The following is a 14,069-nucleotide window of genomic DNA, read 5'->3' as shown; positions in this document are numbered from 1 at the left end:
GGTCCCCGATTGCGGCAATAGATCAAATCGCTTCAATCGCCCCGGACGCCAAAGCCCCATTATGACGCCCGGCCCTAGCAACCCGACGCGGCGGTCTCTATCTTGACCCGGAAACAGGCAGGGGCAGGGTTTGGTCATTTCCTCCATCGCAGAGCGTCTGGTGCGCGGCGTCGAAACCGTTTCCGATACGGTCAGCGAGGCGCTGTTCGAGCCGGTGATCCGTCTCGGCGTCACCGGGCTGGCGCGCTCGGGCAAGACCGTGTTCATCACCTCGCTGGTGGCCAACCTGCTCGACCGGGGCCGGATGCCCGGCCTTGTCGCCGCGCAAGAGGGCCGGATCGAGGCCGCCTTCCTGCAACCCCAGCCCGACGACACCGTGCCGCGTTTCGATTACGAGGCGCATCTGGCCGTGCTCACCGGCCCCGCGCCGCACTGGCCCGACAGCACCCGCGCGGTCAGCGAACTGCGCCTGTCGCTGCGGGTGCGTCCCGGCGGGCTGCTGGCGGGCTTGCAGGGGCCGCGCACCGTACATCTCGACATTGTCGACTATCCGGGCGAATGGCTGCTCGACCTCGGGCTGATGGACAAGAGCTATGCCGAATGGGCGGCCGAGACGCTGGCGCGTCTGCGCGCCCGGCCCGAGGCGGCAGAGTATCTGGCGGCGCTCTCTGGCACCGACCCCGATGCCCGCCATGACGAGCCGCAGGCGCAGGCCCTGGCGCGCGGCTTTACCGCCTATCTCGAAACGGCGCGCGCGGCGGGCTATTCCGACTGCACGCCGGGCCGCTTCCTGTTGCCGGGCGATCTGGCGGGCTCGCCGGTCCTGACCTTTGCGCCGCTGCCGGTCTCGGGGCCATCGCGCCGGGGCTCGCTCCTGCGCGAGATGGAACGCCGCTTCGAGGCTTACAAGTCACAGGTGGTGCGGCCTTTCTTTCGCGACCATTTCGCCCGCATAGACCGGCAGGTGGTGCTGGTCGATGCGCTGGGCGCGATCCACAAGGGACCGCAGGCGGTCGAGGACATGCGCCACGCCATGGCCGATATCCTGGGCGCCTTCCGCCCCGGCCGCAACGCCTGGCTGAACCGGCTGCTGCTGGGCCGCCGGGTCGACCGTATCCTCTTTGCCGCCACCAAGGCCGATCACCTGCACCACCTGCAACACCCGGCATTGACCGCGATCATCGAGGCGCTGACCCGCGAGGCCCGCGACCGCGCGCAATTCGCGGGCGCCCGGACCGAGGCGCTGGCGCTGGCCGCGCTGCGTGTCACCACCGAGGAGATGCGCGCCCATCAGGGGCGCGAATTGCCCTGCGTGCGTGGCACCTTGCTGGAGGGTGGGCGGCAGGCCGCCTTTTACCCCGGCGCCTTGCCGCAGGATCCGGGCCAGCTGCTTGGCCCGGCCCGCGGCGGCGCCACCGCATGGCTGAACGACGGGTTCCAGGCGATGACCTTCGCGCCCGCTCCGATGCAGCTGAAACCCGGCGACGGCCCGCCGCATATCCGGCTTGACCGTGCCGCCCAGTTCCTGATCGGAGATCGCTTGTGACCGCCCTTTTGCGCCCTGCGCGGCCCGATGATGCCGCGGCCACGGGCGAGATCCTCCATGGTTTCGCCCGCGATACCGACTGGATGCCGCTGTTGCACAGCCAGCACGAGGCCGAGCATTTCTGCGGCGTGATGATCGCGCGCGGCTGGGTCACGGTGGCGGTTCTGCACGGCCGGGTCGCGGGCTTCATCGCCCGCGACGGCGGCGAGATCTGTTCGCTCTACCTTGCACCTGCTGCGCAACGGCAGGGCCTAGGCGCGCGCCTGCTGCAACAGGCTCAGCACAGCGCCGAGCAACTGGAACTCTGGACCTTTCAGGCCAATACGCGCGCCCGACGGTTCTACGAGCGGCACGGGTTCCGCGAAACCCAACGCACCGATGGCAGCCGCAACGACGAGCGTCTGCCCGATATCCGTTATGAATGGAGCCGCACATGACCCAAGGCCCGGTGCTGATCGACCTCGGCGACGAGACCACGCTGCCACCGCCCGTGACCGAGGCGCCCATGGTCCCCGATCTCGACCACCCGCAAGGGACCGCGATGCAAACCGCCGCGCGCATCGCGGCGCGGCCGCCCTCGCGCCTGGCGCGCTGGTTCTGGGGGCTGGCGCTGTCGCTTCTGGGCGCGGTGATTTCGCTGGCGGCCTGGGCCTGGGTCACCGACCTGATCGCGCGGTTGCCGGTGCTGGGCTGGGCCATGGCGGCGCTGCTGGCGGCGTTTGTGCTGGTCTGCGCCCTGATCGCGCTGCGCGAACTGGCGGCGATTGCCCGGCTCGGCCGGGTCGACGGGCTGCGCCGCGCCTCCGATGCGGCGCTGGCCGAGGCGGACCTTGGGCAGGCGCGGGCGGTCTGCACCCGGCTCGACGCCTTCTATCGCGGCCGCGAGGATACCGCCTGGGGCCGCGCGCGGCTGACCGAGCGCGCGGGCGAACAGTTCGACGTCGCGACGCTGCTGGCGCTGGCCGAAGAGACACTGCTGGCGCCGCTCGACGCCGAGGCGCAGCGCGAGGTCGAGGCGGCGGCCCGCCGGGTCGCCACGGTGACGGCGCTGGTGCCGATGGCGCTCGCCGATGTGGCCACCGCGCTGGCCTCGTCGCTCAGGATGATCCGCCGGGTGGCCGAGATCTATGGCGGCCGGGCCGGGGTGCTGGGCAGCTGGCGCCTGACCCGGGCGGTGCTGACGCATCTGGTGGCAACCGGGGCCGTCGCCGTTGGCGACGACCTCTTGGAGCCGGTGCTGGGCGGTTCGGTGCTCAGCAAGCTGTCGCGCCGGTTCGGCGAGGGGCTGGTCAACGGCGCGCTGACCGCGCGCGTGGGCGTCGCCGCGATGGAGGTCTGTCGGCCGCTGCCGTTTTCCGACGGCCGCAGGCCCTCGGTCCGCAAGGTCGTGCGCCGGGCGCTGACCGGACTGGTCGGCAGATCGGGCTGACCGGGGCAGGGGGCGCTGCCCCCGTCGCCGCAGGCGGCGACTCCCCCGGAGTATTTCGAACCAGAAAGAAGCGGGATCAGAACAGCGAGGGCACCTCATCCGGACGCTGGCGCATCGAGACGATACCGGTGCGGAAGCCTTCGCCGATCCGGTCGGCCAGCGCGGCCCATTGCGCGGCGATGTCTTCGGGCAGTTCCGCGCGCAGAACCTCGCGGAACAGGCCAAGCCAGACCGCGAAATGCTCGGGTTTGATCTCGGGGCGGGTTACATGCACCCGCATCGGGTTGCCGTCATAGCTGCGCTCGCGCAGGATGGCGTTGCGCCAGAACCCGGCGATCTTCGCCTCGTGCTCGGGCCAGTCGGTCACATGGGCGGCAAACACCGGCCCCAGTACCGGGTGGCTGCGCACTTGCGCGTAGAACCGGGTCACCACCCGGTCTATCTGGGCGGCGGTGATGGCGAACCGGGCGAGCGGGTTGGGCAGGGACATGGGTACGCATTCCTGAGTTTACCAGTCGGATATAGGCGCTTGCCGCGCCGGTGCAAAGCCGGTTTGACCTGACGCAAGGTCGCGGGGTCCAATTGCGGTACAGAGTGTTCAGAACCAGCCAGGGGAACGCGTCATGCCGGAACACAGCCATTCACCCGATGCCATTGCCGCCCGCATCGGCGCGCCACCGGGGCGCGGGGTGCTGCGCGACGTGGTCTATGGCGGCATCGACGGCTCGGTGACGACATTCGCCATCGTGGCGGGCGTGGCGGGCGCGGGCCTGTCGCCTTTCATCATCGTGGCGCTGGGGCTGGCCAATGTGCTGGCCGACGGGTTTTCCATGGCGGCGGGCAATTATTCGGGCACCAAGGCCGAGCTGGACAATATCCGCCGCCTGCGCGTCGTCGAAGAGCGCCATATCGCCCGCTACCCCGAGGGCGAGCGGCTGGAGGTGCGCGAGATCCTGGCGCAAAAGGGCCTGTCGGGCGATGTGCTGGATCAGGCCACCGACGCCATCACCGCCAATCGGGAAAACTGGGTCGCGCTGATGATCGAGGGCGAATACGGCCTGGGCAGCGTCGACCCCCATCCGATGCGGGCGGCGCTGGCGACGTTTGCGGCCTTTCTGGTGGCGGGCATGATCCCACTCCTGCCCTTTTTGTTCGGTATCGCCGAGGCGTTCACCGTCTCGGCCTGGATGACCGGGGCGGTGTTCTTTGCCATCGGCACGATGAAAAGCTTCTGGTCGCTGGCGCCCTGGTGGCGATCTGGGCTCGAGACACTGGCCATCGGCGGCGCGGCGGCGCTGATCGCCTATGGCGTGGGGCTGTTGTTCCACGCCTGAGCCGGTGTCGGCCCGTCTACTGCAACTCGATCTTCAGCGGATACCCATATACATCCTGCGACTTGTCCCGCTGGCTTGCCTGGCTGGCGGTGACAGCGGCGCCAACCAGACCGTACCCCACAAGGATATGCGCCGCGGCCGCTGTCGAATAGGCCTGCTGCGTCAGGTTCACCGGCTTCACCGTCTCGTCAAACGCGAACTGATCGGAGACGCAGCGCACCCGCATCGGTGGCGTTCCTGCCCCGTAAGAGGGCAGGTTGACCTGTCCCGGGATATTCACCACGGCGGTGAAATGGCTGCTGCTCAACTCGCAGGTCTTGGGGTGAAAGGCCGGTGGCACGGCAGAGTAGGAGCGGCTGTCGGGAAAGGTGATCCGCACCGGGGTGATCTTGTCCGGCGCGGGCGAGGCACCGGTGGCGGTCAGTTGAACCGTATCGGACAGGGTCAGCGCCTTGTGCCCGCCGGCCGGAGTGGGCTCGGTACAGGCGGCCAGCGCCAGCAGGAGTGTCAGGGGAGCGATCGAAAACAGCGGTTTGAGCATTCTTATGTCTTTGTGCGCGCTTGTGTGGTGGTTTCCAGTCGCCGTTCTGACCGCAAGTGTCGGAAATGCAAGCCTTTGTTGCCCTGCGCCGACAAAGATATCCGGCTGTGTCATATCGGCGCTTTCACCCCGCCCGCGAATTGCCTATAAGGCGCCCATGACCCACCGCGCGGCCATCATTATTCGAATTAGCTCCCCGGCGCTCTGACCAGATCGAGACGCCGGGCAAAGGTGCTTGAGCCATCGCACCGAACCGAATATTCCCCAACCGACATGTTTGCCAGAGGACGCCCGAGATGTGCGCCGACAAGACCGCTGAAACGCCCGAATACAAAGACACGCTGAACCTGCCGAAAACCGACTTCCCGATGCGCGCCGGACTGCCCGCGCGCGAGCCGCAGTGGCTGGAGCGCTGGGAGAAGATCGGCGTCTATGACCGCCTGCGCGAGAAAACGGGCCGCGCGCCCTTTACCCTGCATGACGGCCCTCCCTACGCCAACGGCCACCTGCATATCGGCCACGCGTTGAACAAGACGATCAAGGACATGATCGTGCGCAGCCACCAGATGATGGGGTTCGACGCGCGCTATGTGCCCGGCTGGGACTGTCATGGCCTTCCCATCGAATGGAAGATCGAGGAACAGTACCGCAAGAAGGGCAAGAGCAAGGATGACGTCAACGTCGTCGAGTTCCGCCAGGAATGCCGCCGCTTTGCCGAGGGCTGGATCGACATCCAGCGCGAGGAATTCAAGCGCCTGGGCATCACCGGCAACTGGGCCGATCCCTATGTGACGATGGATTATCACGCCGAGGCGGTGATCGCCGACGAGTTCATGAAATTCCTGATGAACGGCACGCTTTATCAGGGCTCGAAACCCGTGATGTGGTCGCCCATCGAACAGACCGCGCTGGCCGAGGCCGAGGTCGAGTATCACGACAAGGAAAGCTTCACCATCTGGGTGAAGTTCCGGGTTGAAGGTTACGTGGCGCTTGACATGACGCCACCGGCGAAGGGCGACGAAAAGGCGACGAAACCGGATACAACAAAGTATCAAGATTTGAATGGTGCTTTCGTAGTAATCTGGACTACCACTCCTTGGACCATCCCGTCGAACAAGGCGGTGGTGTTTGGCAAGGATATTGCCTACGGCCTCTACGAGGTCAACGGTACACCGGACGAGTGCTGGGCGTCGGTGGGCGACAAGTTTATCCTTGCCGACAAGTTGGCGGATGACGTGATGCGTCGCGCCCGGCTGGAGCCAGACATGTATCGCCGGGTACGCGATGTACCAGCCGAACAATTGGCCGGATTGGTACTGACCCACCCGCTGCATGGTGCTGACGGCGGCAATGGCGAATGGGACGATATCCGCGATTTCCGCGCCGCCGAGTTCGTGACCGATACCGAGGGCACCGGCTTTGTCCATTGCGCCCCCTCCCACGGGATGGAGGAATTCGAGCTTTATCGCGATCTGGGCATGCTGGAGCAGGTCATCACCTATAATGTGATGGACGATGGCTCGTTCCGCGCCGATCTGCCGTTTTTCGGCGGCAAGTACATCCTCAACCGCAAGGGCGGTGAGGGCGACGCCAACAAGGCGGTGATCGACAAGCTGGTCGAGGTGGGCGGTCTGCTCGCGCGTGGCAAGATCAAGCATTCGTACCCGCATAGCTGGCGGTCGAAGGCGCCGATCATCTATCGCAACACGCCGCAATGGTTCGCCAGCGTCGACCGTCCCGTCAATGACGGGCAGGATACCTATGGCAAGACCATCCGCGAACGCGCGCTGACCTCGATCGACCAGCTGGTGAAGTTCACCCCGCTGACGGGGCGCAACCGGCTCTACTCGATGATCGAGGCGCGGCCCGACTGGGTGCTGTCGCGCCAACGTGCCTGGGGCGTGCCGCTCACGTGTTTCACCCGCAAGGGCGCGCTGCCGACCGACCCGGATTTCCTGCTGCGCGATCCGGCCGTCAACGCCCGCATCTTTGCGGCCTTCGAGGCCGAAGGCGCCGATTGCTGGTATGCCGAGGGGGCAAAGGAACGCTTCCTGGGTAATGACTACAAGGCCGACGAATGGGATCAGGTGTTCGACGTGCTCGACGTCTGGTTCGACAGCGGCTCGACCCATGCCTTTGTGCTGCGCGACCGCGCTGACGGTACCGAGGACGGCATCGCCGATGTCTACATGGAGGGCACCGACCAGCATCGCGGCTGGTTCCATTCCTCGCTGTTGCAGGCTTGCGGCACGCTGGGCCGCGCGCCCTATCGCAACGTGGTCACGCATGGCTTCACCCTCGACGAGAAGGGCATGAAAATGTCCAAGTCGCTGGGCAACACCATCGTGCCCGACGAGGTGGTCAAGCAATATGGCGCCGATATCCTGCGGCTCTGGGTGGCGCAGACCGACTATACCGCCGACCAGCGCATCGGGCCCGAGATCCTGAAAGGCGTGGCCGACAGCTATCGCCGGCTGCGCAACACGATGCGTTTCATGCTAGGCTCGCTCTCGGATTTCACCGAGGCCGACCGGGTCACGGACCCGGCCGAAATGCCGCCGCTGGAACGCTGGGTGCTGAGCCGCATGGCCGAGCTGGATGAGCAGGTGCGCAAGGGCTATGCCGGTTTCGACTTCCAGGGCGTCTATAGCGCGGTGTTCAACTTCGCCACCGTGGACCTGTCGGCCTTCTACTTCGATATCCGCAAGGACGTGCTCTATTGCGACGGCGACACGACGCGGCGCCGGGCGGCACGCACCGTGCTCGACCTGCTGTTCCACCGCCTGACCACCTGGCTGGCGCCGGTGCTGGTGTTCACCATGGAAGAGGTCTGGCTGGAGCGTTATCCGGGCGAGGACAGCTCGGTCCACCTGGTCGATTTCCCCGGCACACCCGCCAACTGGCGCGATGCCGAGCTGGAGGCGCGCGTTGCCCGCATCCGCCGGGTGCGCCGGGTGGTGACCTCGGCGCTGGAAATCCAGCGTCGCGACAAGGTCATCGGGTCGAGCCTTGAGGCGGCGCCGGTGGTGCATGTCGAGGATGCGGGCCTGCGTGAATTGCTCGCCGGGATCGACATGGACGATCTCTGCATCACCTCGGGCCTGACGGTGACCGGCGATCCGGCACCCTCCGAGGCCTTCCGCCTGCCCGAGATCGAGGGCGTCGGCGTGGTGTTCGAAATGGCCGAGGGCGAGAAATGCCAGCGCTGCTGGAAGATCCTGCCCGATGTCGGCCGCCACGCCCATGCGGGCGTCTGCGGCCGCTGCGACGCGGCGCTGGGCTGAGATGCCCCGCGCCCGTGATCTGGGCCTTGTGATCGGGCGGTTCACGCCCGGTCCGCTAAACGCGATCACCGATGTGGGGCGGGTGGCCGTCGGCCACGTGACCCTGATCGAAGGCGAGCGCACCCGCACCGGCGCCACCGCCATCCTGCCGCATCCGGGCAATGTGTTTGCCGATCGACCCCGCGCGGGCCTGTCGGTGCTGAACGGGTTCGGCAAGTTCGCGGGCGCCACCCAGGTGCAGGAACTGGGCGAGATCGAAACGCCCATTCTGCTCACCAACACGCTGGCGGTGGGTCGCGGGGTCGAGGCGCTGGTGCGCCATACGCTGGCGCAGCCGGACAATGCACATGTCACCTCGATCAACGCGGTGGTGGGCGAGACCAATGACGGGCGTCTCAATGACATCCGTGCGGCCCGGCCCACGGTGGAAGAGATGCGGGCGGCACTGGCGAACGCCCGCCCCGGCCCGGTGGCCGAGGGCACGGTGGGGGCGGGGACGGGTACCATCTCCTTTGGCCTGAAAGGCGGGATCGGCACCGCCTCGCGGCGGGTGAGCGAACATATGCTGGGCGTGCTGGTCCAGGCCAATTTCGGCGGCACCCTGCGGGTGGACGGGCGTCCCGTCGCGGGCGTGCCCGAGGTGGATGGTGATGGGTCCATCGTGCTGGTGATCGCCACCGACGCGCCGCTGTCGTCCCGCAACCTGACCCGTCTCGCCAGCCGCAGCTTTGCCGGGCTGGCGCGCATCGGCTCGTCGCTGTCGAACGGATCGGGCGATTACGCGCTGGCCTTTTCGGTGGGGCCCGGCGCGCCCCTGGCCAATGACGCTTGCTCGCCCCTGTTCGAGGCGGTGATCGAGGCGGCGGAGGAAGCCATCCTGAACGCGCTTCTGATGGCGGGGGACATGGAGGGGTATGATGCCCGCCACGACCGGCCCAACCGGGTGGCGGGGCTGAAGCTTTGATCCCGGGTTTCGCCGCCTGACGGCGGCGACTGGCCGGGGGGCGCTGCCCCCCCGGACCCCCCGGAGTATTTCCGGCGAAATGAAGAGGCGATTGGCGCGGTCGCCTCTTGCGCCGGGACCCGGGCACGGCCATGGTCGGGATATGCCCAGCCTGACCGTAGATACGCCCACCGGCGCCTTTGTCCTGACCGAGGAGGAGGGCGCGATCACCCGTGCCACATGGGGGCAGGGCGGCTCGGACCACACGCCGCTGCTCGACCAGGCGGCGGCGCAGTTGACCGCGTATTTCCAAGGCGCGCGAGAGACCTTTGACCTGCCGCTGCGGGTGCGCGGCTCGGCCCTGCAACGCGCAGTCTGTGACGCGATGATCGCCATCCCCTTTGGCTATACCCGCACCTATGGCGAAATCGCCCGCGACCTGGGCTCCTCGGCGCAGGCGGTGGGCCAGTGTTGCGGCGGCAATCCGATCCCGGTGATCATTCCCTGCCATCGGGTGATGGGTGCCAGGGGGCTGACCGGGTTTTCCGGCGCCGGCGGGGTGGAGACAAAAGTGGCTCTTTTGCGACTCGAAGGCGCTGCGGGCTTGCTCATCTGACCCAGATCAAGGCAATCTGACCCGCAGCCCGGCCAGATAACCGCCGGAGAAGAGCAAGGAGACGCCCATGACCGACCGCGCCGTTCTGAAACAGGCCGTGCACGACAAGCTGATGTCGCTGGAGGCCGCCGAACTGGCCGCGGCCAAGGCCCATTACGAGGCCTATCTCAAGGAATCGCAGCTGGACGAGCGCGAGGTGCATGACAAGGACGACCTCGTCGCCTCGCGCGAGAGCCGCGACCTGGCCGCCGCCTTTGACGCCCCGGTGCAGGCGCACCATGCCAAGGTTGACGCGATCGAGAATACCGATTTCGCGCTGACCGACACGGTGCGTCCCGGGGCTGCGGTATCGTTTGGCGGCCGCAACTTCATCGTCTGCGTCTCGACCACCCGGTTCGAGGCCAATGGCAAGACCTATATGGGCATCTCGACGCAGAGCCCGATTTACCTGGCGATGGCCGGGTTGAAGGCGGGCGAGAGCTTTACCCATAACGGAGCCGAGGTCGTCATCGACGATGTCATGTGACACGGTCGCCCGGGTTCTGGCCGGCTATCAGACGGCCGCACCCGGGTTGATCGCGCGGTTCGAGGCGCTGTTCTCGTCGCAGATCCTTGCGCCGGTGGCCGATCTCCTGCCGCCGCCGCCCGGACCGGCGCTGGACATCGGGGCGGGGACAGGCCGCGACGCGGCCTGACTGGCGCGCCATGGGCCGACGCCGCCGGACCGGCCCGGGTTCGCCATCGACACGACCGCTCTGGCCCATCACGCGGAACGGCATGGCCTGACCATCCTGCGCTGCCGCACCGGGCTGACCTCGGTCCAGCCGGAAAACCGCGCCGCCAGGGTCAGAACGGACTGGCTGTGTCTTTCTCGGGAATGATCATCTGGGCGATGCCCGCGAAGATCAGGTAGATGCTGGTCACCACCAGCCCCCAATGCGCCCAGCTTTCGGGATGGAACCCGACCCAGGCCGCCCAGCCCGCAAAGAAGGTCCAGGCCAGCGCCATTGGCAGGGTCACCTTGCGCCAGCGCTTGGTCCGCACCGGATGCACGAATTTCAGCGGCAGGAACATCGCCACCGCCAGCACGGTCACCAGCACCAGGCTGACCCAGAAATTGGGCTCCAGCGCAAAGACCACCAGAACCACCATGTTCCAGCAGCCCGGAAATCCGGAGAACGAGTTGTCCTTGGTCTTCATCCGCGTGTCGGCGAAATACATTGCGCTGGCGAAGGTGATGACGATGATCGCGAACCAGCCGGTCCAGCCGTCCATCAGCCCGGATTTGAACAGGGCAAATGCGGGGATGAACACATAGGTCAGATAGTCGATGATCAGGTCCAACAGCACCCCGTCGAACTCGGGCGCATAGGTCTTGACGTGATACTTCCGCGCCAGCGGCCCGTCGATTCCATCGACCACAAAGGCCACGACCAGCCAGAGAAACATCAGATCCCATTTGGCATCCACCGCCGCCAGCATCGCCAGCATCGAGAAGACGGCGCCAGTGGCAGTGAAGAGATGGACGAAGAGGGCGCGGAGTTGAGGAGTCATGCCCTCCTCATGACGGAAAATCCGCCATCATGCAAACCGAGATCGCGGCCCGGCCCGCTTCGACGTCACGCTTTTGGATGGGTGCGGTTGTAGACATCCATAAGATGCGCGGTGTTAACGGCGGTATAGGCCTGGGTTGTCGACAGCGAGGCATGGCCCAGCAATTCCTGGATCGCGCGCAGGTCGCCGCCCGCTTCCAGCAGGTGGGTGGCAAAGCTGTGGCGCATCGCGTGCGGCGTGGCGGTCGAGGGCAGGCCTAGCTGCATCCGCGCCCGCGCCACCACCGACTGGATGGTGCGCGCGTTCAGCGCGCCGCCACGGACACCGCGGAAAAGCGGCCCGTTGACCTCCTGCGGCCAGGGGCAGAGGCGCAGATAGGTGTCGACCGCGTCGCGCGCGGCGGGGATCACCGGCACCAGCCGCTCTTTGCCGCCCTTGCCGCGAATGCGCAGCGTCGCGGGCAGCGGCGCGTCGTGACCGGTCAGCGTCAGCGCCTCGGAGATCCGCAGGCCACAGCCATAAAGCAGGGTCACCACCGCCATGTCGCGGGCAGCGACCCAGGGTTTGGACGATTGCAGCTCGACCGTGTCGATCATGGCGCGGGCGGCGTCTTCGGCCAGCGGGCGCGGCAGTTTCTTCTGGAACTTGGGCGCGCGGGTGGACAGCACGGCGGTCGGCTCGAACCCCTCGCGCTCGGCCAGCCAGCGGTAGAAGCTCTTGACCGCCGAGAGCTTGCGCGCCAGTGACCGAGCGCCGGTGCCATCGGCCCGCGTCCGCGCCATCCAGGCGCGCATGTCGGGCACCCCGATCCGGACCAGCGCGCCCAGACCCTGCGGCGCGCCGTGGTGTTCCGTCATGAAGGCGATGAAATCGGTCACGTCGCCGCGATAGGCGGCAATGGTGTTCTCGGCCTGGCCCGCCAGCGCCGACCGGGTCTCCAGCCAATGCTGGAGCGCGTCGCTGCAGGCGGGCGAGATCAGGGTCACGACAGCCAGCGGCGCATCGAGCGTTCGAAGACACCGGCAAAAAACGCCAACAGGTCAGACCCCAGTTGCGGCGTGAACTGATGCGGATCCTCGGCCCCAAAGGCCAGCATGCCGGGCAGCCGCCCGGCACCAAGGTCAAGCTTCAGGCAGGCCTCGGAGCGGATCCAGTCCGCCTGACGGCCATAGACCTGGCGCGACCCGGTCTGCATCTGCCTGAGGGTGACCTGCCGCGCGCCGGGGCCGCGCCCGCCGGTGAGGTAGCGTTCGATGAAACCCGGCTCGGCCACGCTCAGCACCTCGCCCAGCCGCTCCAGCGTGCGGCCCTGTTCCGGCTGGGCGCTCTCCAGCACCAGCCGCACCGAATCGACGCGCAGGATCTCGCCGATCTCGCCGCCGAGATCGCGCAGGAAGGTCTCGAAATCGGCCGCCTCAAGCAGCCGCAGCACCGCGCGATGCACCTGGTTGGTGCCCGCCAGGTTCTCATAGGCGGCGGCGATGACCGAACGGTGGGTGTCCTCCAGCCGGTCCAGCCGCGCCTCGAGCCGCTCCATCGCGATGCCGCGCAGATCGATGATATTGCCGCCCATGGCGCGCTCGTTGGCGGCCACAAGCGCATGCATGACATCCTTGTCATCCAGCACGGATTGCGGTTTGGCGAGGATCGCCTCGCGCAGCATGTCGTCCAGTTTCGGGCTACTGCTCATTCCAGCCTCGTATTCTTGTTGGGCGGTTTTATAACACGGGATCGCGGCTTTGCCGCTGAAAAAATCTACATCTGGGCAGATTTCTACCTGTGGATGCAACCCATGGGGCGGGCCGCTCCCGCCCGTCGTTGCCCGATCTGCCGATCGGGCGCCTCCCGTTGGGCCGGGCGCCGCGCTGCCGCGCGGCGCGCCGAAGAAAATTCGACGAATTTTCTTTGCCCCGGTTCCGGGGGACGATCCTGTTCAGAGGATCTTGATCCCCGCCGCCTTGATATCGGCCAGGAAGGCATCCAGCCCCTTGTCGGTCAGCGGATGGTTCACCATCGCCTTGATCACGGCGGGCGGCGCGGTGATCACATCGGCGCCGATCCGGGCACTGTCGAGGATATGGTTCACCGAACGGATCGAGGCCGCCAGGATCTGCGTCTCGAACCCGTAATTGTCATAGATGGTGCGGATATCCTCGATCAGCTCCATCCCGTCCAGGTTGATATCGTCGAGCCGCCCGATGAACGGAGAGATGAAGGTCGCCCCCGCCTTGGCCGCCAACAACGCCTGATTGGCCGAGAAGCACAGCGTCACGTTCACCATATGGCCATCGTCCGACAGCACCTTGCAGGCTTTCAGCCCGTCCCAGGTCAGCGGCACCTTGACCGCGATGTTTCCTGCGATCTCGACCAGCTTGCGCCCTTCGGCGATCATGGTCTCGGCATCGGTCGCCGTCACCTCGGCGGACACCGGCCCATCGACCATGGCACAGATTTCGCGGGTGACCTCGATGATATCGCGGCCCGATTTCTTGATCAGCGAGGGGTTGGTGGTGACGCCATCCACCATGCCCAGATCGTTCAGCTCGGCAATGGCGTCGATCTCGGCGGTATCAACGAAGAATTTCATGGATGCTCCTGTCAGCGATTCACGCGGGATTGCCCCTCTTAACGCAGCCCGCCCCGGAGCGGGAGTCCCACCCGCCAAATGAGAGAAGGCCCGCCTTGGCTGCGATGTCGATCTGCCGGTTCGAAAGCACGACCTGACCGGCCTGTCGCCGTCATGCGTGCCCTGCAACGGCATCCTGCGCCACCGGGACGCCCGGGATACAGGCCATTCGGTATTCCGGTCCGTTGCCTGCCGA

The 14,069-nt window shown here is 66.7% G+C and carries 15 protein-coding genes; 9 read left to right on the top strand and 6 right to left on the bottom strand.

The annotated features are described in order from the left end of the window. Positions 1 to 130 precede the first annotated feature (130 nt). The 3 genes from OE747_RS08185 to OE747_RS08175 are packed head-to-tail and all read left to right on the top strand — an operon-like array spanning position 131 to position 2,975. On the top strand, positions 131 to 1,546 hold the full coding sequence (locus tag OE747_RS08185; protein WP_263828112.1) for a YcjX family GTP-binding protein: 1,416 nt from the start codon (positions 131 to 133) through the stop codon (positions 1,544 to 1,546). Beyond that, positions 1,543 to 1,983 (top strand): GNAT family N-acetyltransferase, encoded by a 441-nt coding sequence (locus tag OE747_RS08180; RefSeq protein WP_263828111.1) that lies wholly within the window; start codon positions 1,543 to 1,545, stop codon positions 1,981 to 1,983. Before OE747_RS08185 ends, OE747_RS08180 begins: the two co-directional genes overlap by 4 nt. Continuing rightward, positions 1,980 to 2,975 carry a YcjF family protein gene (locus OE747_RS08175; RefSeq protein ID WP_263828110.1) on the top strand — a complete coding sequence of 332 codons (996 nt, stop codon included), beginning with the start codon at positions 1,980 to 1,982 and terminating at the stop codon, positions 2,973 to 2,975. The genes OE747_RS08180 and OE747_RS08175 overlap by 4 nt, the downstream gene beginning before the upstream one ends. Positions 2,976 to 3,051: 76 nt before the next feature. On the opposite strand, the gene OE747_RS08170 is transcribed toward OE747_RS08175, so the two are convergent. Continuing rightward, entirely contained in the window at positions 3,052 to 3,465 is a 414-nt protein-coding gene (locus OE747_RS08170; protein WP_263828109.1) for a group III truncated hemoglobin, read from the bottom strand. A gap of 133 nt (positions 3,466 to 3,598) precedes the next feature. On the opposite strand from OE747_RS08170, the gene OE747_RS08165 reads away from it, so the two are divergent. Then, positions 3,599 to 4,309, top strand: coding sequence for a VIT1/CCC1 transporter family protein (locus OE747_RS08165; RefSeq protein ID WP_263828108.1), 711 nt, complete (start codon positions 3,599 to 3,601; stop codon positions 4,307 to 4,309). 16 nt (positions 4,310 to 4,325) lie between these two features. Here OE747_RS08165 and OE747_RS08160 read toward each other — a convergent pair whose 3' ends face one another. Beyond that, positions 4,326 to 4,850, bottom strand: coding sequence for a hypothetical protein (locus OE747_RS08160; protein WP_263828107.1), 525 nt, complete (start codon positions 4,848 to 4,850; stop codon positions 4,326 to 4,328). A gap of 296 nt (positions 4,851 to 5,146) precedes the next feature. Here OE747_RS08160 and ileS point away from each other — a divergent pair, with 296 nt between their 5' ends. The 5 genes from ileS (at position 5,147) to OE747_RS08135 (ending at position 10,388) form a co-directional block, all read left to right on the top strand. Continuing rightward, a complete protein-coding gene (gene ileS, locus OE747_RS08155) occupies positions 5,147 to 8,134 on the top strand; it encodes an isoleucine--tRNA ligase (protein ID WP_263828106.1) in 2,988 nt (995 codons plus the stop codon). Then, positions 8,094 to 9,098, top strand: coding sequence for a P1 family peptidase (locus tag OE747_RS08150; RefSeq protein ID WP_263828105.1), 1,005 nt, complete (start codon positions 8,094 to 8,096; stop codon positions 9,096 to 9,098). The genes ileS and OE747_RS08150 overlap by 41 nt, the downstream gene beginning before the upstream one ends. A 142-nt stretch (positions 9,099 to 9,240) precedes the next feature. Then, positions 9,241 to 9,693, top strand: coding sequence for a methylated-DNA--[protein]-cysteine S-methyltransferase (locus tag OE747_RS08145; protein WP_263828104.1), 453 nt, complete (start codon positions 9,241 to 9,243; stop codon positions 9,691 to 9,693). Positions 9,694 to 9,760: 67 nt separating this feature from the next. Further along, positions 9,761 to 10,219 (top strand): hypothetical protein, encoded by a 459-nt coding sequence (locus OE747_RS08140; RefSeq protein WP_263828103.1) that lies wholly within the window; start codon positions 9,761 to 9,763, stop codon positions 10,217 to 10,219. After that, positions 10,209 to 10,388 (top strand): hypothetical protein, encoded by a 180-nt coding sequence (locus OE747_RS08135; RefSeq protein WP_263828102.1) that lies wholly within the window; start codon positions 10,209 to 10,211, stop codon positions 10,386 to 10,388. The genes OE747_RS08140 and OE747_RS08135 overlap by 11 nt, the downstream gene beginning before the upstream one ends. Before the next feature lie 151 nt (positions 10,389 to 10,539). Here OE747_RS08135 and OE747_RS08130 read toward each other — a convergent pair whose 3' ends face one another. From OE747_RS08130 to fsa, 4 genes are all read right to left on the bottom strand, one after another. After that, positions 10,540 to 11,247: a CDP-alcohol phosphatidyltransferase family protein gene (locus OE747_RS08130; RefSeq protein ID WP_263828101.1), complete on the bottom strand. Its 708-nt coding sequence runs from the start codon at positions 11,245 to 11,247 to the stop codon at positions 10,540 to 10,542. A gap of 65 nt (positions 11,248 to 11,312) precedes the next feature. After that, complete coding sequence (locus OE747_RS08125; RefSeq protein ID WP_263828100.1) at positions 11,313 to 12,233, bottom strand: tyrosine recombinase XerC; 921 nt, start codon at positions 12,231 to 12,233, stop codon at positions 11,313 to 11,315. After that, positions 12,230 to 12,937 (bottom strand): DUF484 family protein, encoded by a 708-nt coding sequence (locus tag OE747_RS08120; RefSeq protein WP_263828099.1) that lies wholly within the window; start codon positions 12,935 to 12,937, stop codon positions 12,230 to 12,232. Before OE747_RS08120 ends, OE747_RS08125 begins: the two co-directional genes overlap by 4 nt. A gap of 243 nt (positions 12,938 to 13,180) precedes the next feature. Beyond that, complete coding sequence (gene fsa / locus OE747_RS08115; protein WP_263828098.1) at positions 13,181 to 13,834, bottom strand: fructose-6-phosphate aldolase; 654 nt, start codon at positions 13,832 to 13,834, stop codon at positions 13,181 to 13,183. Between the last annotated feature and the right edge of the window lie 235 nt (positions 13,835 to 14,069).

The sequence above is a fragment of the Ruegeria aquimaris genome, assembly GCF_025751555.1.
In the GTDB taxonomy this organism is placed as follows: domain Bacteria; phylum Pseudomonadota; class Alphaproteobacteria; order Rhodobacterales; family Rhodobacteraceae; genus Ruegeria_B; species Ruegeria_B aquimaris.
This window is presented reverse-complemented; position numbering and strand designations above follow the sequence as displayed.

Excerpts from the sequence above, each read along its gene's own strand:
- OE747_RS08175 (WP_263828110.1), top strand. The coding sequence starts at position 1,980 with ATGACCCAAGGCCCGGTGCTGATCGACCTCGGCGACGAGACCACGCTG.
- OE747_RS08170 (WP_263828109.1), bottom strand. The coding sequence starts at position 3,465 with ATGTCCCTGCCCAACCCGCTCGCCCGGTTCGCCATCACCGCCGCCCAG.
- OE747_RS08165 (WP_263828108.1), top strand. The coding sequence starts at position 3,599 with ATGCCGGAACACAGCCATTCACCCGATGCCATTGCCGCCCGCATCGGC.
- OE747_RS08160 (WP_263828107.1), bottom strand. The coding sequence starts at position 4,850 with ATGCTCAAACCGCTGTTTTCGATCGCTCCCCTGACACTCCTGCTGGCG.
- ileS (WP_263828106.1), top strand. The coding sequence starts at position 5,147 with ATGTGCGCCGACAAGACCGCTGAAACGCCCGAATACAAAGACACGCTG.
- OE747_RS08150 (WP_263828105.1), top strand. The coding sequence starts at position 8,094 with ATGCGGGCGTCTGCGGCCGCTGCGACGCGGCGCTGGGCTGAGATGCCC.
- OE747_RS08145 (WP_263828104.1), top strand. The coding sequence starts at position 9,241 with ATGCCCAGCCTGACCGTAGATACGCCCACCGGCGCCTTTGTCCTGACC.
- OE747_RS08140 (WP_263828103.1), top strand. The coding sequence starts at position 9,761 with ATGACCGACCGCGCCGTTCTGAAACAGGCCGTGCACGACAAGCTGATG.
- OE747_RS08135 (WP_263828102.1), top strand. The coding sequence starts at position 10,209 with ATGTCATGTGACACGGTCGCCCGGGTTCTGGCCGGCTATCAGACGGCC.
- OE747_RS08130 (WP_263828101.1), bottom strand. The coding sequence starts at position 11,247 with ATGACTCCTCAACTCCGCGCCCTCTTCGTCCATCTCTTCACTGCCACT.
- OE747_RS08120 (WP_263828099.1), bottom strand. The coding sequence starts at position 12,937 with ATGAGCAGTAGCCCGAAACTGGACGACATGCTGCGCGAGGCGATCCTC.
- fsa (WP_263828098.1), bottom strand. The coding sequence starts at position 13,834 with ATGAAATTCTTCGTTGATACCGCCGAGATCGACGCCATTGCCGAGCTG.